Source organism: Mycobacterium hackensackense, assembly GCF_025822555.1.
Taxonomy (GTDB): domain Bacteria; phylum Actinomycetota; class Actinomycetes; order Mycobacteriales; family Mycobacteriaceae; genus Mycobacterium; species Mycobacterium fluoranthenivorans.
In genome coordinates this window covers 974,712-997,422 of sequence record NZ_JACKUC010000029.1, presented here as the reverse complement: position 1 = coordinate 997,422, position 22,711 = coordinate 974,712, and the positions used below count along the sequence as shown (strand labels likewise).

25 protein-coding genes and 1 pseudogene are annotated in these 22,711 nt (G+C 66.3%); 15 read left to right on the top strand and 11 right to left on the bottom strand.

Annotation, left to right across the window (positions count from 1 at the left end):
- The first annotated feature begins 21 nt into the window (after positions 1-21).
- A complete protein-coding gene (locus H7J86_RS07855; protein WP_267290268.1) occupies positions 22-357 on the top strand; it encodes a sigma factor in 336 nt (111 codons plus the stop codon).
- Between the two features lie 10 nt (positions 358-367).
- Here the strand turns inward: H7J86_RS07855 and H7J86_RS07850 are convergent, their stop codons facing one another.
- Genes H7J86_RS07850 through H7J86_RS07835 form a run of 4 tightly spaced genes read right to left on the bottom strand, consistent with a single transcriptional unit; the run spans position 368 to position 2,747 of the window.
- The gene (locus tag H7J86_RS07850; protein WP_267290266.1) at positions 368-847 is read right to left on the bottom strand and encodes a DinB family protein; all 480 of its coding nucleotides are present in this window, start codon (positions 845-847) and stop codon (positions 368-370) included.
- Positions 844-1,410, bottom strand: a complete 567-nt coding sequence (locus tag H7J86_RS07845) for a cytochrome b (RefSeq protein ID WP_267290264.1) — start codon at positions 1,408-1,410, stop codon at positions 844-846. Before H7J86_RS07845 ends, H7J86_RS07850 begins: the two co-directional genes overlap by 4 nt.
- Positions 1,400-2,491: a catalase family peroxidase gene (locus H7J86_RS07840; RefSeq protein ID WP_267290262.1), complete on the bottom strand. Its 1,092-nt coding sequence runs from the start codon at positions 2,489-2,491 to the stop codon at positions 1,400-1,402. The genes H7J86_RS07845 and H7J86_RS07840 overlap by 11 nt, the downstream gene beginning before the upstream one ends.
- A 46-nt stretch (positions 2,492-2,537) precedes the next feature.
- Entirely contained in the window at positions 2,538-2,747 is a 210-nt protein-coding gene (locus H7J86_RS07835) for a hypothetical protein (RefSeq protein ID WP_187098609.1), read from the bottom strand.
- 167 nt (positions 2,748-2,914) lie between these two features.
- Between H7J86_RS07835 and H7J86_RS07830 the strand changes: the two genes are divergently transcribed.
- Together H7J86_RS07830 and H7J86_RS07825 are read left to right on the top strand one after the other, a co-directional pair.
- Positions 2,915-3,637 carry a response regulator transcription factor gene (locus H7J86_RS07830; RefSeq protein WP_187098610.1) on the top strand — a complete coding sequence of 241 codons (723 nt, stop codon included), beginning with the start codon at positions 2,915-2,917 and terminating at the stop codon, positions 3,635-3,637.
- On the top strand, positions 3,637-4,746 hold the full coding sequence (locus tag H7J86_RS07825; protein ID WP_267290260.1) for a sensor histidine kinase: 1,110 nt from the start codon (positions 3,637-3,639) through the stop codon (positions 4,744-4,746). Before H7J86_RS07830 ends, H7J86_RS07825 begins: the two co-directional genes overlap by 1 nt.
- Here the strand turns inward: H7J86_RS07825 and mftM are convergent.
- Positions 4,743-5,609 (bottom strand): mycofactocin oligosaccharide methyltransferase MftM, encoded by an 867-nt coding sequence (gene mftM / locus H7J86_RS07820; RefSeq protein ID WP_090355808.1) that lies wholly within the window; start codon positions 5,607-5,609, stop codon positions 4,743-4,745. The genes H7J86_RS07825 and mftM overlap by 4 nt on opposite strands.
- Positions 5,610-5,768: 159 nt before the next feature.
- Between mftM and mftA the strand changes: the two genes are divergently transcribed.
- The 12 genes from mftA (at position 5,769) to H7J86_RS07760 (ending at position 16,231) form a co-directional block, all read left to right on the top strand.
- Complete coding sequence (gene mftA, locus H7J86_RS07815) at positions 5,769-5,873, top strand: mycofactocin precursor MftA (RefSeq protein WP_090356266.1); 105 nt, start codon at positions 5,769-5,771, stop codon at positions 5,871-5,873.
- 2 nt (positions 5,874-5,875) lie between these two features.
- Positions 5,876-6,136, top strand: a complete 261-nt coding sequence (gene mftB / locus H7J86_RS07810) for a mycofactocin biosynthesis chaperone MftB (protein ID WP_187098613.1) — start codon at positions 5,876-5,878, stop codon at positions 6,134-6,136.
- Positions 6,133-7,293, top strand: coding sequence for a mycofactocin radical SAM maturase (gene mftC / locus H7J86_RS07805; RefSeq protein ID WP_090355805.1), 1,161 nt, complete (start codon positions 6,133-6,135; stop codon positions 7,291-7,293). The genes mftB and mftC overlap by 4 nt, the downstream gene beginning before the upstream one ends.
- A gap of 10 nt (positions 7,294-7,303) precedes the next feature.
- Entirely contained in the window at positions 7,304-8,470 is a 1,167-nt protein-coding gene (mftD, locus tag H7J86_RS07800) for a pre-mycofactocin synthase MftD (RefSeq protein WP_090355803.1), read from the top strand.
- A gap of 102 nt (positions 8,471-8,572) precedes the next feature.
- A complete protein-coding gene (locus H7J86_RS07795; RefSeq protein ID WP_090355801.1) occupies positions 8,573-9,826 on the top strand; it encodes an alkane 1-monooxygenase in 1,254 nt (417 codons plus the stop codon).
- A gap of 2 nt (positions 9,827-9,828) precedes the next feature.
- The gene (locus tag H7J86_RS07790; RefSeq protein WP_090355799.1) at positions 9,829-9,993 is read left to right on the top strand and encodes a rubredoxin; all 165 of its coding nucleotides are present in this window, start codon (positions 9,829-9,831) and stop codon (positions 9,991-9,993) included.
- Between the two features lie 10 nt (positions 9,994-10,003).
- Positions 10,004-10,186 carry a rubredoxin gene (locus H7J86_RS07785; protein WP_267290259.1) on the top strand — a complete coding sequence of 61 codons (183 nt, stop codon included), beginning with the start codon at positions 10,004-10,006 and terminating at the stop codon, positions 10,184-10,186.
- A 72-nt stretch (positions 10,187-10,258) separates the two neighbouring features.
- Complete coding sequence (gene alkX / locus H7J86_RS07780) at positions 10,259-10,891, top strand: TetR family transcriptional regulator AlkX (RefSeq protein WP_090355795.1); 633 nt, start codon at positions 10,259-10,261, stop codon at positions 10,889-10,891.
- 150 nt (positions 10,892-11,041) lie between these two features.
- Positions 11,042-12,502 (top strand): adenosylhomocysteinase, encoded by a 1,461-nt coding sequence (gene ahcY, locus H7J86_RS07775; protein ID WP_090355792.1) that lies wholly within the window; start codon positions 11,042-11,044, stop codon positions 12,500-12,502.
- A 5-nt stretch (positions 12,503-12,507) separates the two neighbouring features.
- Positions 12,508-12,972: a hypothetical protein gene (locus H7J86_RS07770; protein WP_267290257.1), complete on the top strand. Its 465-nt coding sequence runs from the start codon at positions 12,508-12,510 to the stop codon at positions 12,970-12,972.
- 109 nt (positions 12,973-13,081) lie between these two features.
- A complete protein-coding gene (locus H7J86_RS07765) occupies positions 13,082-14,374 on the top strand; it encodes a lipase family protein (protein ID WP_372517244.1) in 1,293 nt (430 codons plus the stop codon).
- A 51-nt stretch (positions 14,375-14,425) separates the two neighbouring features.
- Positions 14,426-16,231 carry a CocE/NonD family hydrolase gene (locus H7J86_RS07760; RefSeq protein WP_267290632.1) on the top strand — a complete coding sequence of 602 codons (1,806 nt, stop codon included), beginning with the start codon at positions 14,426-14,428 and terminating at the stop codon, positions 16,229-16,231.
- On the opposite strand, the gene H7J86_RS07755 is transcribed toward H7J86_RS07760, so the two are convergent.
- From H7J86_RS07755 to H7J86_RS07735, 6 genes and pseudogenes are all read right to left on the bottom strand, one after another.
- Positions 16,214-16,834 carry an FMN-binding negative transcriptional regulator gene (locus H7J86_RS07755; protein ID WP_267290255.1) on the bottom strand — a complete coding sequence of 207 codons (621 nt, stop codon included), beginning with the start codon at positions 16,832-16,834 and terminating at the stop codon, positions 16,214-16,216. The genes H7J86_RS07760 and H7J86_RS07755 overlap by 18 nt on opposite strands.
- Before the next feature lie 80 nt (positions 16,835-16,914).
- Entirely contained in the window at positions 16,915-17,151 is a 237-nt protein-coding gene (locus tag H7J86_RS07750; protein ID WP_267290253.1) for a hypothetical protein, read from the bottom strand.
- Positions 17,152-17,881: 730 nt separating this feature from the next.
- Complete coding sequence (locus H7J86_RS33725; protein ID WP_504928624.1) at positions 17,882-18,361, bottom strand: SUKH-4 family immunity protein; 480 nt, start codon at positions 18,359-18,361, stop codon at positions 17,882-17,884.
- 148 nt (positions 18,362-18,509) lie between these two features.
- A pseudogene (locus tag H7J86_RS33720) lies at positions 18,510-21,179 on the bottom strand (toxin glutamine deamidase domain-containing protein); the annotation flags it as partial.
- 464 nt (positions 21,180-21,643) lie between these two features.
- Positions 21,644-21,931 (bottom strand): WXG100 family type VII secretion target, encoded by a 288-nt coding sequence (locus H7J86_RS07740; protein WP_235632770.1) that lies wholly within the window; start codon positions 21,929-21,931, stop codon positions 21,644-21,646.
- A complete protein-coding gene (locus H7J86_RS07735) occupies positions 21,928-22,614 on the bottom strand; it encodes a WXG100 family type VII secretion target (protein ID WP_372517229.1) in 687 nt (228 codons plus the stop codon). Before H7J86_RS07735 ends, H7J86_RS07740 begins: the two co-directional genes overlap by 4 nt.
- Positions 22,615-22,711 lie beyond the last annotated feature (97 nt).

Genomic DNA, 22,711 nt, shown 5'->3' with positions numbered 1-22,711 from the left:
GAGCGGGGTACCGTCGATGGGGTGAGTGGTGTGGAGGACCCCGCTGAATTCGGCTGGACCGCGGCCGAAGCCGCGAACCTGAGGCAGGCCATCCGGGACGCTGACTACCTCGCAACCGTGGAGTCGTGGCGGGCGTACCGCCGTGGAGAGGACGACGTGACCGCGCCGGAAAGGCCGTACCGCTACCTTGTCATGGCGGAGGCGAAGAGCCGCACCGGTGCCGGGGTGGCCTTTCTCGATTTGCTCATCGCCGGCGGTGCAGGGCTCCAACGGGCCGTGGAGACGTTCGACCCCGCCGCGGGTCACCCGTTCACCGTGCACGCCCAATGGTGGATTCGCCGTGCGATGACGTTGTAGTCGACGTTTCTCAGTCCGCGAGCACCTGCTCGCGCAGGATGTCGGCGTGCCCGCAGTGGTGTGCCAGTTCGCGCAGGACCTGCAGGAACACCCAGCGTAGTGTGCGCGGTCCGGCGTCATGGCCGGTCACCACGGTGTCCAGGGACATGCCTGCGACCATGGCACGGGCGGTTTTGCAGGCCTGCCGGTGGGCCGCCGTGACGGAGGCGACGGTGTCGTCGTCGGCGAGCAGGAAGGACTCGTCCACACTGGCCACCAGGCCGAGTTCACGTCGCGACGTACCACCGACACACTGCTCGAACCACACCCGCTGCATCCAGGTGACGTGCTTGAGCAAGCCGAGCAGCGTCGTCGCCGAGGTGACGAGCCGGCGACGGGCCTGCTCCTCGGTGAGGCCGTCGAGGGTGCGCTCGATGGCTGACCGGTAGTCCTCGATGAACGCCTCGAGCTGGGAACGCTCCGGTTCGAGCAGCACATCGAACGAGGTCATGGGAGTTCCCCCTCGCGCGCGGTCCGGCTGGGCCAGAGCGTCATTCGGCTCAGCAGTCCGTCCCGCAGCCCGACGGTGTGGAACGTGACGGCGCAGATGTGGGCCGTGAACGCGGCGAACAGCAGATAGGCCAGCACGGTGTGCGTGGTGCGCAGGAAGGCGTACAGCGCGATGCCGTGTGGTGCGATACCGGGCAGGTGCAGCGGCCCGAGGATCGTGATCGGTGAATCGGCGGCGGACAACATGGCCCAGCCGACCAGAGGTTGCGCTAAGAGCAAGGCGTAGAGCAGATACTCCGAATAGGTCGCGACCTTGCGCTCGGCGCGGCCCATCGTCTTCAGGAAGGGCGGTGGCCGGTGGGTGAGCCGGTTGATCAACCGGACGACGGCGAAGACGAGGATCGCGATGCCCAACGGCCGGTGGATGGCCAGCAGCAGCGGGTAGTAGGTGAGTGCGGCGACCATGGTGATGCCGACAAAGAACTGCACGATCACCATCGCCGCCATGGCCCAGTGCAGCAGCCGGGATAGCAGGGTGAACTTGGCCGGGGAGTCAGTGCTCATCGTGGATCACCTGTTCGACGTTGATCTCGCTGGGCGACTTGGGTTCTCGGGCGCGCCGGTTGAACGACTGTGCGTACACCGCGGACCGGGCGCGCGGCAACGGGTCGTCGCTGACGGCCAGGCCGTCGGGCAGCACGGTCGGGTCGAAATTGATGTCCCGCGCATTTCCGGGCGCCTCGGTGAGCAGATGATCGATGGTGAGCACGCCCGCTTCGATGGTGCGCCGGTCGGCCGGCCAGGGCAGGGTCGCGTCGTGTGTCGGGTCGCCGGGCGCGCCCATCGTCAGAACCAGCCGCCAGGACAGCGGTCCGCGGCCGGCCTGCTCGACGAGAGCGTCGAACAGCTTGTCGTGGGCGTTGCCGCCCGGGCCGGGTGGATCGGCGGGCTGGCGGGGCACCAGCGACCACCGGATCGGGGTGGTTCGTCCGTTGCCGTCGGCGGCCAGGAACGCGTTGAGGCTGCGGAACGTGCTGTCGGCGAAACCCGCGGTCGGCGGTGCGGCCTTGATGATCTTCATCGCTGCGGCCGACTCGGGGTGTGCGGCCAGGAACGCGGCCATGGCGGCGGGGTTGGGCTTCTTGGTGGCGGGGTCCGGTTTGGCGGCGAGTAGTTGCTCGAAGAACGCCTGTGGCGTGCTGACCGGGAAGACGGGGATGTTGACCATGGCGGAGCGCCACTGCTGGCCGTCACGCAGCTGGAACATCACGCCCAGCCCGCGCACGGTGGCCGGATCGTCGGCAACGTCGGGCAGGCTGCCCGACAGGGAGAACCGGGCGACCACCGGTGAGGTTCCGCTGGCGAAGACCGACGCTTTGGACACCTCACTACCGGCCCCGGAGCTGGCGAAGGTACCGGCGGCGGCCACCCCTTTGGCGTGGTTGCGGCGGAAGCCGTCGTGCCGGCCGTAGAGCTGTTCGAACCGGTCGGCGAAACGGGACGCCGTGAGGCGGGGCGGCCCCAGCCAGTCCGAGGCGACAGCCACGCCGCCGACACCGGCCGCTGCCACCCCCGTGACAGCGGCCAGGCCGATGAGGGCATCGCGACGATTGAGGCGCAAACCCGGCTCGTTCTCCTGCGTCATGTGTTTAAGACTGCCCTTTCGTGGCGGCGGCGTCAGCGGAAGGCATTCAGAACGGCAGGTCGAGTCGACCCTGCGTGGTGTCGAGCTCGTCGTGATTGGACGAGTGCAGCCCGACCAGATAAGGCACCTGCGGGTTCGTCCCGTAGGGGACCAGTGGGTCGGTGTCGGCGCCGGCGAGCGGTGCCAGCGCGATGGCGGCACCTGCGGCACCGAGGAGCAGCCAGCCGAAGCGGCGAACAAGGGTGTTGTGCTTCATGAGGGATTCCTAATCGCTTGGGGGGCCGCACATCGCGTTCCCGGTGACTCTCAACCTGCCGGGACTTCACGACGGTTCATTAATCGCTTTCTGAAGATTTGATGTAGGTCGTCCCGAGGCCGGGGTTATCGGCGTACCTGCGCAGACGGGCGGGGCATCATGAAGGAATGTCAGATACTGCCGGCACCGTGACGCTGCGCGCGTTGATCGTCGACGATGAGGTGCCGCTGACCACCGTGGTGGGGAGCTACCTGGTCAAGAACGGTTTCGAGGTGCACACGGCGCACGACGGTCCGGCGGGGTTGTCACAGGCCCGCCACGTCGACCCCGACGTGGTCGTGCTCGATGTCGGTCTGCCGGGGATGGACGGTTTCGAGGTCTGCCGTCAGTTGCGGACCTTCTCGGATGCCTACGTCGTGATGTTGACGGCGCGGGACACCGAGGTCGACACGGTGGTGGGTCTGTCGGTCGGCGCCGACGATTACGTGACCAAGCCGTTCAGCCCACGCGAGCTGGTGGCCCGGATCCAGGCGATGCTGCGCCGGCCGCGCCGAGACAACCGCGGAAGGGACGTCGGCCCGGAACACCCGCCGCGGGAGATCGGTGCACTGCGCGTCGATCCGGCCAGCCGGGAGGTGCACGTCGACGGATCCGAAATCCTTTTGACACGAACGGAGTTCGACATTCTGGCCGCACTGTCCGCCCGGCCCGGGCTGGTGATGGGACGCCGGCAGCTCATCGAGGCGGTATGGGGCGGCAACTGGGTGGGCAACGACAACATCGTCGACGTCCACGTCGGCCATCTGCGTCGCAAGTTGGGTGACGATCCCGCGCAGCCGCGGTTCGTCAGCACGGTGCGTGGTGTCGGTTACCGGATGGGGAAGGGCTGATGGCTACCGCCGGACACGGTGCCCGCTTCGGTATCCGCACCCGGCTGCTGGCGGCCAATTCCGTTGTGGTCGTGGCCAGTATCGCGACGACCATCGTGGTGGCGATGCTCGTCGGGCCGCCGATGTTCCAGCGGCTGATGGATAGGGCCGTCCAACCCGGCAGCGCCACCGATCATCCGTACCAGCGCGCATTCGAACGCGCGACGACGGTGTCGGTGGGCACCGCACTCGCGGTGTCGGCGGTGGCCGCACTGAGCCTGAGCTGGTATCTCAGTCGGCGCGTGTACCGCTCGGCCTCCGAACTGGCCCACGCGGCAACGGCGGTCGCCGACGGTCACTACGAGGTCCGGGTGTCACCGGCCGGTTTGGGAAAGGAATTCGACGAGATCGCGGCCGCCTTCACGACGATGGCGCAACGCCTGGGCGACGTCGACCGCACCCGGCGCCAGATGCTCGCCGACCTGGCCCATGAGATCCGGACACCGGTGGCGGTGCTGGAGGCCTACTTCGAAGCACTCGAAGACGGTGTGCAGACCCTCGATGCCGACACGATGGGCGTGCTGCGCGATCAGACCCGCCGGCTCACCCGCTTCAGCGCCGATGTCGGTGCGTTGTTCAACGCGGAGCAGAGCCCGAACGCCATCGAGGTGCGCCCGGTTCGGGTCGGGGAACTGATCGCCAACGCGGTGGTGTCGTTCGAACCGCAATACCGCGGGAAGGGTATCGACCTCTCGTCGGAGATCGCGGCCGACCTGCCCGAGGCCAGCGGCGATCCCGAACGCATCGGACAGGTCTTGACGAATCTCCTCAATAATGCGTTGCGTCACAATCACAGTGGCGATCGGGTACGGATCGCGGCGCGGCGGCACCTCGACGCCGTGACGGTGTCGGTGTCGGATACCGGCGACGGGATCCCCGCCGAACATCTGGATCGGATCTTCGAGCGGTTCCATCGCGTCGACGCGGCGCGCGATCGTGAGCACGGGGGAGCGGGGATCGGCTTGGCCATCGCCAAGGCGTTCGTCGAGGCGCAAGGCGGCCACCTCACCGCTGCCAGCGCGGGACTCGGCCGCGGCAGCACGTTCACCTTCACGATTCCGGTGTGTTAGTCCCGGTCGAGTACCAGCCAGCCACCGTGGAACTCGGTGACGGTGGCACGCACCCCGGGAAATCGCGCCCCGAGCCGAGTCAGCGCTGCGGTGTCGAATCGGCGGATATGCCCGTAGCAGGCCTGTGGTTCGTCCTCGAACGGCACCGCCACCACCACGCGACGGCGTGCCAGTCGCAGAGCTTCGGCCAGAACCTGTTCACCGGTTACCGGGTCCAGGTGCTCCAGCAGATGCAACGCGGTGACGGTGTCGGCCGCGCCGTCGGCTACGGGGACGTGCGCGGCGTCGCAGGCCAGGGTCCGCACCCTGCGGTGCAGGGGCCGGCTCACCTGATGCAGCAGATCCATGGTCGGGGCACTCAGATCTGTCGCCAGGACGTCGAAACCCAAGCGCTGCATGCGCAGTGGGAAGAATCCGAAGCAGGAGCCGAGATCGATCAACCGCTCTCCGACGGCCAGTCCGGCGGCCCTGGTGTGGATGGGCGCGAACGCCGTCCGGCCCTGCTCGAGTGCGCCGATCGAATTGCGGTAGAACTGCAGCCAGGCCGCCAGACCGCCCTCGACGGTGGAGCGCACCACTCCGGTGAAGACCTGTTCGAACTCCGGCCGGCCGCGCAACCGGGTGCCGAGCTCCTCGGTCAGCAGCACCGCGAGTTCGTCGGACAGTTCGTCCGGGGTGAGATCGTGCTCCACCGCCAGCACACCCTCGCGGCGGTCCATACAGAACCGCGGCGTGCACACGGCGTCATGCGGATGGTGCCGGCCGGTGCGGCGGCGGACCAGAACCCCGTCGCCATGCCAGGTGCCACCTGAGGTCGGCGCCAGGGGATTGACCAGAGCCGGTTCCAGTAGTGCAACTGTCATGGTGGACAACGCTATTCGTGAACGTCATGTGTGCACCCGCGCCAACCGGTCGCAATCGTGAGCTGACCGGATGGGTGCTCAACTGCCCGTCCGGCCAGTGTTGCGCGGCGGCCGCGTCACCTAGCGTGAGTGGTGTCCATCACAGCCCTGGAGGTTCCGATGCCCACCCATGACGCCACTGAAAACAGCGCGACGGCAACCGCGCTCGTCGAGGAGACCCTTGTGGAAGAGGTCTTCATCGATGGTATGTGCGGAGTGTACTGAACATGGACTTCGATCCGGACAGCCCGTGGCGGCTGCACCCGCAGGTGGCCGTCCGCCCCGAGCCGTTCGGCGCGCTGCTGTACCACTTCGGCACCCGCAAGCTGTCGTTCCTGAAGAACCGTACGGTGGTCGAGGTGGTGCAGGCCCTGCCTCAGCATCCGAGTGCGACGGCCGCGCTGCGCGCCGCCGGCGTGCAGGATTCCGGTCCCTACACCAAAGCGCTTGCCGCGCTGGCCCGGTCGCAGATGCTGGTGCGGCCATGACCGTGCATGCCGTCACGTTGAGTGACCAGTTCGAACTCGGCCTGGACGCCCCCATCTGCCTGACCTGGGAGCTGACCTACGCCTGCAACCTGGCGTGCGTGCACTGCCTGTCCTCGTCGGGCAAGCGGGACCCGCGTGAGCTGAGTACGCAGCAGTGCAAGGACATCATCGACGAGCTCGAGCGCATGCAGGTGTTCTACGTGAACATCGGCGGCGGCGAACCGACTGTGCGGTCGGACTTCTGGGAGCTGGTCGACTACGCCACCGCCCACCACGTCGGGGTGAAGTTCTCCACCAACGGCGTGCGGATCACCCCCGCCGTCGCGGCCCGGTTGGCCGCGAGCGACTACGTCGACGTTCAGATCTCGTTGGACGGCGCGACCGCGGAGGTCAACGACGCGGTCCGCGGGCGCGGATCCTTCGACATGGCGGTGCGTGCGTTACAGAACCTCAAGGACGCGGGTTTCCGGGACGCCAAGATCTCGGTCGTCGTCACCCGGCACAACGTGGAGCAGCTCGATGAATTCAAGGCGCTGGCGGATCGTTTCGGAGCGACCCTACGCATCACCCGGCTACGGCCCTCCGGCCGCGGCGCAGACGTGTGGGACGAACTGCACCCCACCGCCGCCCAGCAGCGCCGCCTCTACGACTGGCTGGTCGCCCGCGGTGACGGTGTTCTTACCGGGGATTCGTTTTTCCATCTGTCGGCCTTCGGTGGTGCGCTACCTGGACTGAACCTGTGCGGTGCGGGCCGGGTGGTGTGCCTGATCGATCCCGTCGGCGACGTGTACGCCTGCCCGTTCGCCATCCACGACAAGTTCCTGGCCGGAAACGTGGTGCGTGACGGCGGTTTCGACACCGTCTGGAAGCATTCCGAACTGTTCGCCGAACTGCGCAGCCCCACCACCGGCGGTGCCTGCGCGTCCTGTGCGCACTTCGACAGCTGCCGCGGCGGCTGCATGGCGGCCAAGTTCTTCACCGGATTGCCGATGGACGGCCCGGACCCCGAATGCGTTCAGGGGTATGGGGAATCGGCGCTGAGCGCCGACCGCGCCATACCCCGCCCGGCCGTCGACCACTCCCGGTCGTTGCCGTTGACGGTGCTCAAGAAGCCCAAGCGGGTGTGTGACGTCAACCCCGTCAGTGAACTGCTCTAAGGAGGTAACCATGGCATGGTTCGAGACGGTGGCCGAGGCGCAGCGCCGGGCCGCCAAACGACTGCCCAAGAGTGTGTACAGCGCGCTGCTGGCCGGGTCCGAGAAGGGCACCACGGTGTCCGACAACACCGCCGCGTTCGGCGAGCTCGGATTCGCGCCCCATGTGGCGGGTTTGTCCAGTAAACGTGACCTCGCGACCACGGTGATGGGACAGGCGATTTCACTGCCGGTGTTCATCTCACCGACCGGTGTGCAGGCCGTGCACCCCGACGGGGAGGTGGCGGTGGCCCGTGCCGCCGCGGCCCGCGGCACGGCGATGAGCCTGTCGTCCTTCGCGAGCAAGGCGATAGAGCAGGTGACCGCGGCCAACCCGCAGACCTTCTTCCAGATGTACTGGACCGGTACCCGCGATCAGCTCGAAGCTCGGATGGAGCGTGCCCGCGCGGCGGGTGCCGTCGGGCTGATCATGACCACCGACTGGTCGTTCTCGCACGGCCGGGACTGGGGTAGCCCGAAGATCCCGGAGAAGATGGATCTGCGGGCCATGGCCCGGTTCGCGCCGGAAGGTCTGCTGCGGCCGCGCTGGCTGCTCGACTTCGCCCGCACCGGCCGGGTGCCGGACCTGACCGCGCCCAACCTGGCCGAGCCCGGGGCCACGGCACCGACGTTCTTCGGCGCGTACGGCGAGTGGATGCAGACCCCGTTGCCCACCTGGGCGGATATCGCGTGGCTGCGTGAGCGCTGGGGTGGGCCGTTCATGCTCAAGGGCGTCATGCGGGTGGATGACGCCCGCCGGGCCGTCGATGCCGGCGTCACCGCGATCTCGGTCTCCAACCACGGCGGGAACAACCTGGACGGCACCCCCGCGTCGATCCGTGCCCTGCCGGCGATCGCCGAGGCCGTCGGTGCCGAAGTCGAGATCGTGCTGGACGGCGGTGTCCGTCGGGGCAGCGATGTGGTGAAGGCAGTCGCGCTGGGTGCCCGCGCCGTGATGCTCGGCCGCGCCTACCTGTGGGGCCTGGCCGCCGGCGGGCAGGCCGGGGTGGAGAACGTGCTCGACGTCATCCGCGGCGGTATCGACTCCGCCTTGCTGGGGCTGGGCCTGTCCTCGGTACAGGAACTACAACCCTCCGACCTGGTCATTCCGGATGGGTTCGCGCGGGCGCTGGGGGTCTGAACGCCGTCGATTTTACAAACCATGGTGGTTTGTCTAGACGTAGGACAAAATGCGGCCTATAGTCAACTCCAATAGTGATGGCACTCACAGGAGGAGTTGACGATGACGTCGCAGATAGATGCCAGCCCTCAGCCGGTGCAGGCCGCCGACTGGCGGGACCGCAAGCGGTATCTCTGGTTGTTGGGCCTGATCGCCCCGACCGCGCTGTTCGTGATGCTGCCGGTGGTGTGGGCGTTCAACCACGCCGGCTGGCACGCCGCGGCGCAGATCCCGTTCTGGGTCGGCCCGATCCTGGTCTATGTCCTGCTGCCGGTGCTGGATCGGTTCTTCGGCCCCGACGGGCAGAACCCGCCCGATGAGGTGATGGAGCGGCTGGAGAACGACAAGTACTACCGCTACTGCACCTACATCTACATCCCGTTCCAGTACGCCAGCGTCATCTTCGGCGCATATCTGTTCACCGCATCCGACCTGGGCTGGCTGGGCTTCGACGGTGGATTGGGTTGGCCGGCCAAGATCGGTCTGGCGCTGTCGGTGGGTGTGCTCGGCGGGGTCGGGATCAACACCGCCCACGAGATGGGGCACAAGAAGGATGCGCTGGAACGCTGGCTGTCCAAGATCACGCTGGCGCAGACCTGCTACGGCCACTTCTACATCGAGCACAATCGCGGTCACCACGTGCGCGTCGCGACCCCGGAGGATCCGGCGTCGGCCCGCTTCGGTGAGACGTTCTGGGAGTTCCTGCCGCGCAGCGTCTGGGGCAGTCTGAAGTCGTCCTGGGAGCTGGAGGCCAAACGGCTGGAGCGTGCCGGTAAGAGCAAGTGGCACCCCTCCAATGACGTGCTCAATGCCTGGGCGATGTCGGTGGTGTTCTACGGCGCTCTGATCGCGATCTTCGGGCTCGCGCTGATCCCGTACATCCTGATCTCGGCGGTGTACGGCTTCGCCCTGCTGGAGACGGTGAACTACCTCGAGCACTACGGTCTGCTGCGGCAGAAGCTGGACAACGGACGGTACGAGCGCTGCGCGCCGGTGCACAGCTGGAACTCCGATCACATCGTGACCAACCTGTTCCTGTACCACCTGCAGCGGCACAGCGATCACCATGCCAACCCGACCCGGCGTTACCAGATTCTGCGCAGCATGGACGGCGCGCCGAACCTGCCCAGCGGCTACGCCTCGATGATCGGACTGACCTACATCCCGCCGCTGTGGCGCAAGGTCATGGACCACCGGGTGTTGGCGCACTATGAGGGCGATATCACCCGCGCCAACATCCATCCGCGGATGCGGGACAAGGTGCTCGCCAAGTACGGGGCCGGTGACGAGCGCTCGCGCGACGAGCAGAAGGCCTGAACGTGGGCGTGTTCCGATGCCCCGGCTGCGGATACGTGTACGACGAATCCAAAGGCGCCCCGCGGGAGGGTTTTCCGGCGGGAACGGTGTGGGCGCAGGTGCCCGACGACTGGACCTGCCCGGATTGCGCGGTACGTGAGAAGCCCGATTTCGAACAAGTGACGTGAGGAGTCCGCGGTGAGTGAGGCCTACAAGTTGTACGTCTGCATCCAGTGCGGATTCGAGTACGACGAGGCGAAGGGGTGGCCGGAGGACGGTATCGCCCCGGGTACCCGGTGGGACGACATCCCCGAAGACTGGAGCTGCCCGGACTGCGGCGCGGCGAAGTCCGACTTCGACATGGTGGAGGTCTCTCGTTAAAGGGCGAGCGAAGCGACGGGAGAGAATGTCGTGACCGCCGTATGGGCGGCAAGTCGCGATAACCTCGCGCATATGAACACCCCGGTGCCTCGGCGTACGGCACAGCGCGTGCCCTATGCCGAGGCGTCGCGTGTGCTGCTGCGGGACTCGATCCTGGACGGCATGCGCGAACAGCTGCTGGTGCGGGACTGGTCCTCGATCACCCTCACCGATGTGGCGAGGGCCGCCGGTATCAGCAGGCAGACCATCTACAACGAGTTCGGATCGCGCCAGGGCCTGGCCGAAGGTTATGCGCTGCGACTGGCCGACCGCCTGGTCGACGCCGTCGCCCAGGCCATCAACCGCAACGTCGGCCAGGTCTACGACGCGTTCCTGGAGGGCTTCCGGGACTTCTTCGCCGAGTCGGCATCCGACCCCCTGGTCATCTCCCTGCTCACCGGTGCGGCCAAACCCGACCTGCTGCAGATCATCACCATCGGCAGCGGCCCGATCATCAGCCGCTGCTCGGCGCGGCTGCAGGAGACCTTCCAGAACAGCTGGATCCGCTCCAGTGACGAGGATGCCGGGGTACTGGCCCGCGCGATCGTCCGGCTGGCCATGAGTTACGTGTCCATGCCGCCGGAAGCCGACCACGATGTGGCCCGTGACCTGGCCCGCCTCATGTCACCGTTCGCCGAACGATACGGTGTTATAGGCACCCCTTAGCTGTCAGAGCGCCGCCGCCGTTCAACATTGCGCAGCGCCTGTCCCGCGAGCCCGCAGGCTTCGGGTTGCCGGCAGGAGTGTGCACGCGGCCCGCCGCGGCACGCGTCCATGCACTCACAGCAATGACGAACGAAAAAAAGGGGCTCTTACATGACCGAGCTGAAGGTCGATGTCCGCAACGGCATCGACTACAAGGTCGCCGATCTGTCGCTGGCCGAATTCGGCCGCAAGGAAATCCGCCTGGCTGAGCACGAGATGCCGGGCCTGATGGCGCTACGCCGCGAGTACGCCGATGTGCTGCCGCTCAAGGGCGCGCGCATCTCGGGATCGCTGCACATGACGATCCAGACCGCCGTGCTCATCGAGACGCTGGTGGCGCTCGGTGCCGAGGTGCGCTGGGCGTCCTGCAACATCTTCTCCACCCAGGACCACGCCGCTGCCGCGGTCGTCGTCGGCCCGCATGGCACCCCCGAGGAGCCCAAGGGCACCCCGGTGTTCGCCTGGAAGGGCGAGACCCTGGAGGAGTACTGGTGGGCCGCCGAGCAGATGCTCACCTGGCCAGGCGAGCCCGCCAACATGATTCTCGATGACGGCGGCGACGCCACCATGCTGGTGCTGCGCGGTGCGCAGTACGAGAAGGCGGGCGTCGTGCCGCCCACCGAGGACGACGACTCCGATGAGTGGAAGGTCTTCCTGGGGCTGGTGCGCAAGCGCTACGAGTCCGAGAAGGACAAGTGGACCAAGATCGCCGAGTCGGTCAAGGGTGTCACCGAGGAGACCACCACCGGTGTGCTGCGGCTCTATCAGTTCGCCGCCGCCGGTGAGCTGGCCTTCCCGGCCATCAACGTCAACGACTCGGTGACCAAGAGCAAGTTCGACAACAAGTACGGCACCCGGCACTCGCTGATCGACGGCATCAACCGTGGCACCGACGTGCTCATCGGCGGCAAGGCCGCCCTGGTCTGCGGTTACGGTGACGTCGGCAAGGGCTGCGCCGAGGCGCTCAAGGCCCAGGGTGCACGTGTTGCCGTCACCGAGATCGACCCCATCAACGCCCTGCAGGCACTGATGGACGGTTTCGAGGTCAAGAGCGTCGAAGAGGCCATCGGCTGGGCCGATATCGTCATCACCGCCACCGGCAACCAGGGCATCATCACCCTGGAGCACATGCGCTCGATGAAGCACCAGGCGATCCTGGGCAATATCGGCCACTTCGACGACGAGATCGAGATGGCGCGCCTGGAGCGTGACCCGGATATCCGCCGGATCAACATCAAGCCGCAGGTCGACGAGTTCGTCTTCCCCGACGGCCACTCGATCATCGTGCTGTCCGAGGGGCGTCTGCTCAACCTCGGCAACGCGACCGGGCACCCGTCGTTCGTGATGAGCAACAGCTTCTCCAACCAGGTGATCGCGCAGATCGAACTGTGGACCAAGAACGACGAGTACGACAACGAGGTCTACCGGCTGGCCAAGCACCTCGATGAGAAGGTCGCCAAGATCCACGTCGAGGCCCTCGGTGGCACGCTGACCAAGCTCACCAAGGAGCAGGCCGAGTACATCGGCGTCGACGTCGACGGCCCGTACAAGCCGGAGCACTACCGCTACTGACGTCTGTGCTCGTCAGAATCACACGCGCGATCGCCGCGACGGCCCTCTGCGCCGTCGCGGCGATCGGCTGTTCGAAGGGGCAGGAGCAGTCCGCACCGGCGGCCCCGCCTCTGGAGGTCCGGCACGACGTTGCCGGTCTCACCGCCGTTTTCCCGGCGATCGGCGTCCCGGAATCGGTTGCCTGGGTGCAATGGTCGGGTTCGGCCGGCGGCGACACCACCGCACAGTGGACCGATGCCGTCGTGCACTTGGCGCCCGCCGTGGTGGAGGCCATGGCCGGCCAGTTCGAGCCCACCGATACCGGCCGCAAACCCCAAGTGCAGGAAGAACTGTCGGCTGACGTGCCGCAGGGGCCGTTCCTGACAGGGGAGCGTCTGGATGACGGGTTCTCTTCTGCGGCGACCAGTGCGTATGCGTTCCTGGACCGTCAGCACGCCACCTTGGTGCTGCAGGCGACCAGCCTGGTGTAGCTGCGGCTCACCTTTACATTTTCGATGTAGACCGACACGTACGGAATCCGTGTCCATTCGGTGACCGGACTGTTACTGTCCGGTAGTGATTCGGGTCGGGGTTGGTCTACTGGTCGTGTTTTTGGTCGGTTTTTCCGGTTGTCTGGCAACGGGTTTCGTCCCGCGGGCGGCGGCGGACGACTGGTATCCGTACTACAACGAGGACGAATACACCGACTTCTACACGCCACCGAATCCGTTGCCCGCCGGTAAGCCGGGCGACCTGGTGCGCACCGAACCATCGCGGTTGGTGCTGGAACCGTCGGGCCAGCTCGGGGCCATCATGGCTACCGGGACCCGGGTGATGTACCTGTCGACCGACGCCCGCGGCAACCCCGACGTGGTCACCGGGACCTACTTCGAGCCCGATAACGCCTGGCCGGGCCAGGGGCCGCGGCCACTCATCGTCTACGGTCCAGGCACCCAGGGGCAAGGCGACCAGTGCGCACCATCGCGACAGTTCAACCAGGGCATCCATTGGTCGCCGTATCTGGATTTCACGTTCAACTACGAAGAGATGTTCGTGGCCACCATGGTCGCGCGCGGGTTCGCCATCCTGATGACCGACTACGAGGGGCTGGGCACCATCGGTGTCACGCACACCTACGTCAACCGGCTCTCCGAGGGGCACGCCATGCTGGATGCCGCCCGCGCGGCGCGGCTACTGCCCGGCACCTCGCTGAGTCCCGGTGGGCCCACGGCCTTCTGGGGCTATTCCCAGGGTGGCGGGGCGGCAGCCTCGGCCGCCGAATTGGCCTCCAGCTATGCCCCGGACCTCAACATCGTCGGATCGTATGCGGGTGCGCCGCCGGCAGATCTGGCCGAGTTGATGCCCTTTGCCGACGGGAGTGCCCTGGTCGGGGTGGTCGGATACGCGCTCAACGGCATCATGCAGTCGTATCCTGAGGCAGAGCCCCTGATCAGGTCCAAGCTGACGCCGCGTGGCGAGGATCTGCTGGCCAAGGTCAAGGACCAGTGCATCGCCGAGACGCTGATGAAGTTCATGTTCCGGCACCTGCAGCCCTATTTCAACGAGCCCATCGAGGAACTGATGGCCGAACCGGCCTTCAAGGGGCTGTTCGACCTGCAGCGCATCGGCACGTTGCGGCCCAATGCGCCGGTTCTGGTCAACAGCAACAGGTTTGACCCTCTGGTGCCGTGGACGGCGGCCAATCAGATGGCCAGGGACTGGTGCGACAAGGGTGCCGATGTGGAGTTCCGTACCAATGAGCAGCCGCCGTTTCTGAACAAGGCAATCATCAACCACGCGCTACCCATGCTGGTCGACGGGGAACCGGCGATGCAGTGGATCGCCGACCGGTTCAACGGAGTGCCGACCGCGCCCAACTGCGGGACGTACTGACGCAGGGCTAGGCTGCCGAATGTGCGAGCCGCCGCCATCCTTGTGACGGTGATGCTCCTGGCAAGCGCCTGCGGGCCGACCAGGGGCGGCATTTTGTCGCCCTTCCCGGCTGCGGCCGGCCGGGGACCCTGCGCCGTGGACACCGAACACGATGTGCCCGCGACCATGCGGGACGGCACCGTGCTGCGCGCCGACGTCTACCGGCCCAGGAGCGCCGACGCCGTGCCGGTGATCCTGATGCGCACGCAGTACGGGAAGTCCGGGGCCCAGGATGAGCCGGATCGGTATCAGCCGCCGGATTGGTTCGCCTCCCATTGTTATCTCGTTGTGGTGCAGGATGTCCGGGGTCAGGGCGCATCCGGCGGCACGTTCAGCGAGTTCACCCATGACATGGACGACGGGTATGACTCGGTCGAACGGGCGGCGGCGCTGCCCGGCTCGAGCGGCAAAGTCGGCATGTACGGGTCGTCCTATGTCGGCGCCACCCAGTGGCTCGGCGCCGTGACGGCACCGCCTCATCTGGTGACCATCGTTCCGGCCAACACCGCATCGGACTACTTCGACGGCTGGACCTATGAGGGCGGTGAGTTCCGGCTGGCGTTCGTCCAGCCGTGGGCCATCGGATCGATCGCCATCACCGCCGCGCGCAACCGCAACGACCTGTCCGCGCTGGCCCGTCTGGAGGCGGCCGAGGGAGAACAGACCCGGTGGCTGAATTTCCGTCCGTTCAAAGACCTTCCGCCGCTGCAGCCGCAGAACCCCGCGGTCGCGCCGTGGTACTTCGACTGGATCCGGCACGGCACCCGTGACGATTTCTGGAAGTCGGTCAGCATCCGGGACCGCTATCCGTCGGTGCGTATCCCGGTACTGGATGTGGAGGGCTGGTATGACGCGTTTCTCGCTGGCGGGGTGGAGAACTTCACCGGAATGACTACTCGCGGCGGGAGCGAGACCGCCCGCGCCAATCAGCGGCTGGTGATCGGGCCGTGGGATCACGTGGCATGGGGTCGGCCGGACTCGCGCCCCGCGCCGATGCTCGCCGATATCGGTCCCGTCGGCAACAGCCCCATCAACGAGTTGATGTTGCAGTGGTTCGACCACTTCCTCAAAGGCGCCGACAACGGCATCGGCGGCAAGCCGCGGGTCGATTACTTCGTCATGGGTGCCAACAGTTGGCGGCAGTCGTCGGGTTGGCCACTGCCGCAGACGGAATGGGCCAACTGGTATCTGTCGGGCAATGGGGGATCGGCCGAGCGTAAGGGATCGCTGTTGCCGGTCTTACCGGCGGCGCAGGGGCCGGATACCTACACCTATGACCCGGCCTACCCGGCGCCGAGCCTCGGCGGGCACTCGTGCTGCGGCGCGAAGTCGGGGCCACAGGGCCCCTACGATCAGACGCCGGTCGAGCAGCGTTCTGATGTGTTGGTCTACGACTCGGCGCCGATGACGCACGACACCGAGATCACCGGGCCGGTGTCGGTGACACTGTGGGCGCAGTCCTCGGCTGTCGACACCGACTTCACTGCCAAGCTTGTCGTGGTGAAACCCGACGGGCAGGCCGTCAACCTGAACAACGGCATCCTGCGGACCGCTTTCCGGGACTCGCTGTCGCAGCCCACACCGATGGTGGCCGGTCAGCCATATGAGCTGCACATCCAGATCTGGCCCACGAGTTATGAGTTCAGGTCCGGGGACCGGGTGCGGCTGGAGATTTCCAGCAGCGACTACCCGCAGTTCGCACCGAACCCGAACACCGGGGCGCCGTTCGGGCAGGACACCGTGACGGTGCCGGCCGTGCAGACCATCCTGCATGATCCCGCGCACCCGTCGTCGGTCACGCTACCGATCATTCCCTGACCAGCGTTCGACTGCTGCGGCGCTCTCCTCGTCCCCGGATTCCTTGAGCCCGTTGATGACTCCGTCGATATCGGCGGCGGGCCGATTCTGGCTCAGCTTGAACTTGGCCTCTATCCGGCTGATGTTGATCTCGACGCCGACGATGGCCCGCAGCTGCCCGGTGAGGAACTTCTCGGGCGCGTCATCGACGCTCCAGGGGCGCGGACGGTTCGCTTCGTGCTTGTCGGTGAGTCGGCGCACCAGAGCGTCGAGCCAGGCCGGATCGTCGTGAATGGTGACGGTGCCGTAGACGTGGGCAGTCAAGTAGTTCCAGGTGGGCACCACGCGGCCGTGCTCGGCCTTGGACGGGTACCAGCTGGGGCTGATGTAGGAGTCGGCGCCACGGACGATGACCATCGCCTCGCCCAGGACGGGCAACTGCCACTGCGGGTTGTTGCGCGCCAGATGTCCCAGCAGCGTCCGGTGCTCGGCGTCGTAGACGAACGGCAACATCGTCGCGACCAGGCCCTCCGGTGTCGCCGTGATCAGATCGGCGGCGCCGTGGTGGGTGAGCAGCTCACGGACGGCGTCATCGTCGGGGGCGAAATGTGCGGGGACGTACATGGGTCCAGGGTCCGGGATGGGGTGGGTGGGGGCAAGGGGTTTTCAGAGGGGCCCGGCCATCAGAGGACATGCCACCTCACCTACTTGACGATGATCACGTCTGACTTGGCGATCTCTTGATGGGGTACTGCGGGATAGTCTTCTCGGATTCGGGCTGCGAGTGATTTCAGTTGTTCGATGTTGTTTACGTCGACCTTCAGGGAGTTGATGAGGAAGTACCGGCCGATATCGGTCTTGTACTCACCCTCGCTGAAAATCACCTTCAGGATGAGGTCGCCGTTGGTAGACCTATAGAGCGTGAAGTCCCATGGATTCATCGCCACTCGAGTTACTTCCACTACAGTACGTCTCCTGTCGCTATATCGATCACCGTGTAATCGCGCCCTTTGGCCATGTCTTCCGTGTGAACGATTGCCTCCAAGTCTCCCTTTGGAAGCCTTCCGCCGGGGAGCCACTGGTCATTGGCACCCCACTCGTTGCCTGAAGGCATGTGCGAAGCGTACGAGCTCGTTGGGTGGAAGTGGACGATGACGAGGCTGTCATTGGCTAGCTGATCTTCAGGAATGCCGAGCTTCTGAGCGAGTTTGATTGGATCGCCGCCGGACTCGTCGAGCATTGCCTTTGCATCAGCGTTGGTCAAGACGAACTCGCTCCTACCCGGATCTGGTTTCCCGATGCCGTATTCCTCATAGCTGCTTCGGATCAAGATCCGTGACGCGCCGTCCTCGAAGTTCTGAAGGTGTTCGGCGATGTACTCAGCAGGCAAATAGGTCTCGGGCGGTGGTCGCTGCCCCTTTTCGGTGGCGAGGATCTCGTCAAACTTCTCCCTACTGATGGGGACACCGCCAGTGTCCGAATAGTCGGCATGTGTCCCTTCATCTGAATTGACGGCGTTGCTTTCCGAATCGGCGCCGGTATGAGCAGATTGCTCTCCGGGGGCGGGGCTTCCTTCAGTGCGGCCCGCACTCAGTTCCCGTTGCTCACTGTCTTGTGCTGGATTGTCGGAACCCGAAGGCTCGTTGGAGACGGGTTCGTTGCCATCGGCAATTATCGGTGCATGGTGTCCGTCTCCGGCCACGCTCCCTGATTCTGGTCGCTGACCCATCTCGCGTGCGACGCCGCCACCTTGGACAGCGGATCCCTCGGATCGGACAGGTAAGAGTTCTTCTCGATGGTCAGCGGGTGTTGCTGGGTCGGTTCGGGTGGATCGGTCAGAGACTCCGCCGTCAGTTGATAGACGATCTTCTCCGCGTCCTCCTGCGTGCGTCGAATCGTGATCTCCCACTGATACGGATAGATCTGGTTCGCGCCCCGGTTGAACCCCGTCTCCTTGAACGTCGTGTACGCCTCGGCCACCATGGTCTCCGACCAACTCGGGTACTGATAGACGATCCCCGTCTCCGAATCGATCACCAGCCGAGCCAGACCCACCGACTGGCCCGAGGCCATCTGTTCCGGGGTAAGCACTTTCGTCGCCACCCACCCGTGCTGAAACGGTTGCACGTGGAACGTCTCGGTGGGTGACATCTGTGCCAGATACGCCTGCGTCTGTTCCCGGGTGGCCAGTTCCACCATGATGCACTCCTAGGCTTGGTTCGATCGGGGTGAAATTGAGGTACGTCGACTGGCCCACCATCCATGCGGGAGGTCGATCGGAGGTCAGTCCTTGCTGGGGATCCCACCACACCGGACCCCCGCCGCCCTCGGGGTGCAGGATGACCGTTGCGTGGGATCCGTGCGTGATCGGCTCGCCATGGGCATCGAAAAGAAACTCCCCAGTTAGCAGATCACGCCCGTGCCAGCCATTGACGACCAAGGCGGCCGATCCTGGGCCGAGGTGGTCAATGTACCGATGAAGCAGATCGAATTGGTCGACAAGCGCGTGCCCAGGAAACTCCAAGAGCCCTTCGCCGAGCCAGTTTTTGGCACGGTCTAGCCCATTTCGTTCACCCGATTCTCGATCAATCCTGCCGTCTGGCAACTCGTCTAGGAATCGTGGCGCCGCTACGGTCGGTTCGCCGCGGAACGATGACAATGCCGAAAGAGAACAGTCGAGGCAGTTATTGGCCCGACCGTCGACGGTCGGGCCGCCATCGTTGATCAGGTTGCCGTAGTCGTTTGTTCGCGGATCGGCGTGCCTGAGGTAGTCACCGTGCGGGTCGCGCAGGGCATTCTCTACCGCGGTCTGATACGCAGGGTCCTCGACACGATCCAGTTGATGCGGGCCGTAGATACGGTCGTTCGCCGGATTGCCCACTGGGCCAGTCGGATCCGGGTCAGGATGTTGGCCGCCACCGGGTTCATGACTGGAGCCCGATGGATCGGGGTGATGTCCAGAGGGGTCACCTGCATGGGGCGTCTCGTGAATCGGGGGAGTGGGTGTACCTTCTCCCGCTCTCGGCGCGTGTGTCTCTGGCCCGGGCCGCGGGGTCGCTGTAGCCGCGCCCGGCTCATGCGCCGCCGCCGGCTTCACCGGCGCCTGGGGCGAGCGCTCAACCGACGGCCCGGCGCCGCTGGGCGACTGGGCGCGCGGGCTCTCTGGTGTGTTGCCCTGCGGTGCCCGGGTTTCGGGGCTGCGCGCCGGGGTCTCGGGGGTCGGCGTACGACTCGGCGCGTCGGTCGGACCGTGCATGCCGCCCGCGGCATGCGGTGCCATCGGCATGCCGCCGATCATGGGCGCCGGCGCAGAATGCTGTCCCCCGTTGCGGTCTGTCGGGGTCTGAGCCGAACCGTGGTCGACGGAGTCAGGTGAGGTGGGCTGATGCGCCGCTGGTTCGTGCGTGCTGGGTTCGTGCACCGCCGGCGCCTCGTGCCCAACGGGCCGTTCCATCGTCGGCTGGTGCTCGACCGGAGTGTGGCTGGCAGTCGGCGCATCGTGGCCGGCAGGCGAGTGGTTCTCGCCGCCACCGGGGCCGCCCTGGTGCTCGACTGGGCGCGGACCTGTCTCCGACGCATGCGGGTTGGACTCCGGCACGCGTGACTCAGGCGCATGTGCCGGCGCGGCGGGCGTCGACTCCGACGGCGCTCGCGGGGCTTCGTGCGTGCCAGTCGGACTGGGCGATTCGGGCACATGCGTGGGCGCAGGCGGTGCCGAAGAGTCAGGGGAGTGCGGCGAAGCGGAGGACTCCGGCGACGGACCGTCGACGCGCCCCGGGCCGGAATCCGAAGGCGGAACGGAACGCCCGGGCGGCTCCGGCGGGGGACCGTCACCGCCACCCGTTCCTTGGTGAGGTCCACCAGGGGTGCTCTGCGGCCCTGGCGGATCGGGCGGCCCGGACGGCCCCACGAGTCCGCGCGGGGCGGTGGGCGCGTCGATGCCATGAGGTGCGCTCGGGCCCACGAGCGAATCGGGAATCGCACCGGGCCGGACCTCGGGAACATCTGGAACCCGTTGTCCGCCAGGGAGATCACCCAGACCCTCGACGCTGGGTGCGCCCCGACTCCACGGGCCGATCTCCCCGAGCTTGGGCAGGCGACCTTCATCCAAGATTCGCCTGGTCATGTTCAGACTCTTGGCGACGCTGCCCGTCTTCGACAGCGCGCCACCGGGCACGAACAAGGAACCGATGTTGAACGCCGCCTCACCCGCGCCGCGGGCCGGATGGTCACCTGTCCACTGGTCCAAGGCGATGAACTGCTTGCCCATCTCGGCCAGCACGCCCGGTGCCTTCGACGGATCGTTGGCCACTGCCCATGCCGTCTTGGCCAGGCCCTCCCACATCTCCGGGTTGGCCATCGACACCACGCCGGACACCGTATTGATCAGGCCGTTCGCGATACCGACCTCGAAATCGGTGTAGAGCGTGACGGCATCGGCCAGGGCATTGCCCACGCCGTCGCCGAACTGCGCCACCAGGACGGGCCGGACCCACTTCTCGAATGCGTCTGCGGCATCGCTGATGAGATTCTTGAGTTCGTTGAGCAGACCGACAATTCCCTCGACCTGGCGCTGGAAATTGCTCAGCACGGTGCCCACATCGTGTGCGACCTCGCGCAGGACTTTCATTCCGTCGCCGCTGAAGAAGTCGGTGACGGTGTCCCACAAACCCGACAGTGACAGTCGATCCAGCAATCGGCGAATGGCATCTTGGGTCTGCTGCACCTCCCGAGCGAAACTGGTGATGTGCTGGGCCAAATCCGAAGCCGTGGTCGTCAGGCACGCCATGGCCTCGCCGATGGAGTCGAAGGCCTCGCCGATCTTCGCGCCTTCGGGGATGTCCTGGGCGGCGACAGCAGGCTTGAGTCCGTTCAACTCGGATTGAAAGATGGCGAACCCCGTCGCAAAGTTACGCCATTGGGCGGCAAGCACATTCATCATTGCCGCGTTCCCGGACGGCCAGGTCATTGCCGCCCCGAACAATCCCAGGCCGGGCAGCGTCAGCAGCAGCGGCTCGACGAGGTACCACATGGTGGGCGGCGGGACCATGACCCCGTTCGGGCCCGCAGGCATATCACCGGCCACGGTGTCGCTCGGCTGTGGACCTACGGCGCCGGGCGCACCATGACCACCGATGGTCGACCCCGCATCGGCGTTTTTGTAGTTGTAGCCCGTGGCTTGAAGCATCCGCCCAACGGCCTTGTACGCATTCGCCGCCTTGGCGAGCGTATCGGCGAAATCCTGTGCCTGGCGCCCGTAATCGAGAGCGAAACTCAGCCCGGCCGTATCCGCACCTGAGGAGATGCCGCCTCCCAGAGCGGAACTCAACGAGTCGCACAACATCCCCAGTTGTGACCCGAGCGATTCGACGCGCTTGCCGGCATCGATCAGGACATCCGGGTCGACGTCGATCCGGCCGTGCGCCGAGGCGACTACCCCCACATCGCGCCGTTCTTGGTGACGGCTTCCGTGTAGTTCTTTTCGGCCGCCTGGGCGATGGACCGCAATTGCTTCAGCGCCGACTTCATCTGCTCGGCGCCGTCCTCCCATTGCTGCTGAGCCTGCGCCTGCGCATCCGAACCTTCGCCATGCCAGGACGTGCGCAGCGTGGCCATCGTGCGGTCGATGTCCTCCAGGCATTCGGTGACTTCACGCTCGAACGCCTGCATGTGCTCGATTGCCGCCTGCATCTTCCCGAAATCGACCACCAGTTGAGTCACTGCGGCACCTCGCGGCCGGGCGTCTGGGAGTCAGCGGGCGGCTCGACCGGTGCCCCCGTGGGACTGTGATCGCCGGGCGCAGCCCCGTCATGGTCTTCCGGGCCCTTGGCGTCCTTGGCTGTCTCGGCGGCTTTCTCGACCGCCTGCTCGATGGTCTGGCCGACCTGTTGCGCCACCCCGGCCGCTGCCTGTGCGGCCTGCGTCACCATGGCGCCGGCCGTTTGACCGGCCTGTGCCAGCCCGGAGGCCACCTGCCCACCGACCTGCCCCACTCGCCCTACCGAAGACGACAGTGCGTCGGACGATCCTGAGGGACCGGACGCCGCACCCGTCGAGGGCTGCGCCGTCGCGCCGGTCGCTGGAGAGCCCGCCGGAGTGCCCTGACCGTCACCGGCACCCGACGCGGGGAACGACGACGCAACCGCACCGGCGGCCTGCTCGTCGGTTCTGTCGTATTGATCGCCGGCCACCCTCAGCAGGTCCGACATGGTCTGCACCCCGCGGACCACCTGGCCCGCACCGTGGTGCCACTGGTCCCACGCGGTGGAGTAGGCGGACGCGGCGTCGCCTTTCCAGCCTGACCCCAAGAGCTCCCGGGTTTCGAGGTCCACGCTGGACAGGCCGTCCTGCAAGCGCTGTCCCGCCTCCCGCAGCCGGTTCGCGGCAAGATGCAGTTCGGACACGACAACTTCGACCGGACGTTCCATCTCACCCCCGCGTCATCGGACGGCCGACACCACTGTGCAGCTTATTCGCCCCCGAGGGCACCCTGATGCACCA

Coding starts and splice junctions, on each gene's coding strand:
- mftM (WP_090355808.1), bottom strand. CDS start 5,609: ATGACAGTTGCACTACTGGAACCGGCTCTGGTCAATCCCCTGGCGCCG.
- alkX (WP_090355795.1), top strand. CDS start 10,259: ATGAACACCCCGGTGCCTCGGCGTACGGCACAGCGCGTGCCCTATGCC.
- H7J86_RS07835 (WP_187098609.1), bottom strand. CDS start 2,747: ATGAAGCACAACACCCTTGTTCGCCGCTTCGGCTGGCTGCTCCTCGGT.
- H7J86_RS07760 (WP_267290632.1), top strand. CDS start 14,426: ATGCTCCTGGCAAGCGCCTGCGGGCCGACCAGGGGCGGCATTTTGTCG.
- mftB (WP_187098613.1), top strand. CDS start 5,876: ATGGACTTCGATCCGGACAGCCCGTGGCGGCTGCACCCGCAGGTGGCC.
- ahcY (WP_090355792.1), top strand. CDS start 11,042: ATGACCGAGCTGAAGGTCGATGTCCGCAACGGCATCGACTACAAGGTC.
- H7J86_RS07750 (WP_267290253.1), bottom strand. CDS start 17,151: ATGAATCCATGGGACTTCACGCTCTATAGGTCTACCAACGGCGACCTC.
- mftA (WP_090356266.1), top strand. CDS start 5,769: ATGCCCACCCATGACGCCACTGAAAACAGCGCGACGGCAACCGCGCTC.
- H7J86_RS33725 (WP_504928624.1), bottom strand. CDS start 18,361: ATGTCACCCACCGAGACGTTCCACGTGCAACCGTTTCAGCACGGGTGG.
- H7J86_RS07840 (WP_267290262.1), bottom strand. CDS start 2,491: ATGACGCAGGAGAACGAGCCGGGTTTGCGCCTCAATCGTCGCGATGCC.
- H7J86_RS07795 (WP_090355801.1), top strand. CDS start 8,573: ATGACGTCGCAGATAGATGCCAGCCCTCAGCCGGTGCAGGCCGCCGAC.
- H7J86_RS07830 (WP_187098610.1), top strand. CDS start 2,915: ATGTCAGATACTGCCGGCACCGTGACGCTGCGCGCGTTGATCGTCGAC.
- H7J86_RS07845 (WP_267290264.1), bottom strand. CDS start 1,410: ATGAGCACTGACTCCCCGGCCAAGTTCACCCTGCTATCCCGGCTGCTG.
- H7J86_RS07755 (WP_267290255.1), bottom strand. CDS start 16,834: ATGTACGTCCCCGCACATTTCGCCCCCGACGATGACGCCGTCCGTGAG.
- mftC (WP_090355805.1), top strand. CDS start 6,133: ATGACCGTGCATGCCGTCACGTTGAGTGACCAGTTCGAACTCGGCCTG.
- H7J86_RS07825 (WP_267290260.1), top strand. CDS start 3,637: ATGGCTACCGCCGGACACGGTGCCCGCTTCGGTATCCGCACCCGGCTG.
- H7J86_RS07850 (WP_267290266.1), bottom strand. CDS start 847: ATGACCTCGTTCGATGTGCTGCTCGAACCGGAGCGTTCCCAGCTCGAG.
- mftD (WP_090355803.1), top strand. CDS start 7,304: ATGGCATGGTTCGAGACGGTGGCCGAGGCGCAGCGCCGGGCCGCCAAA.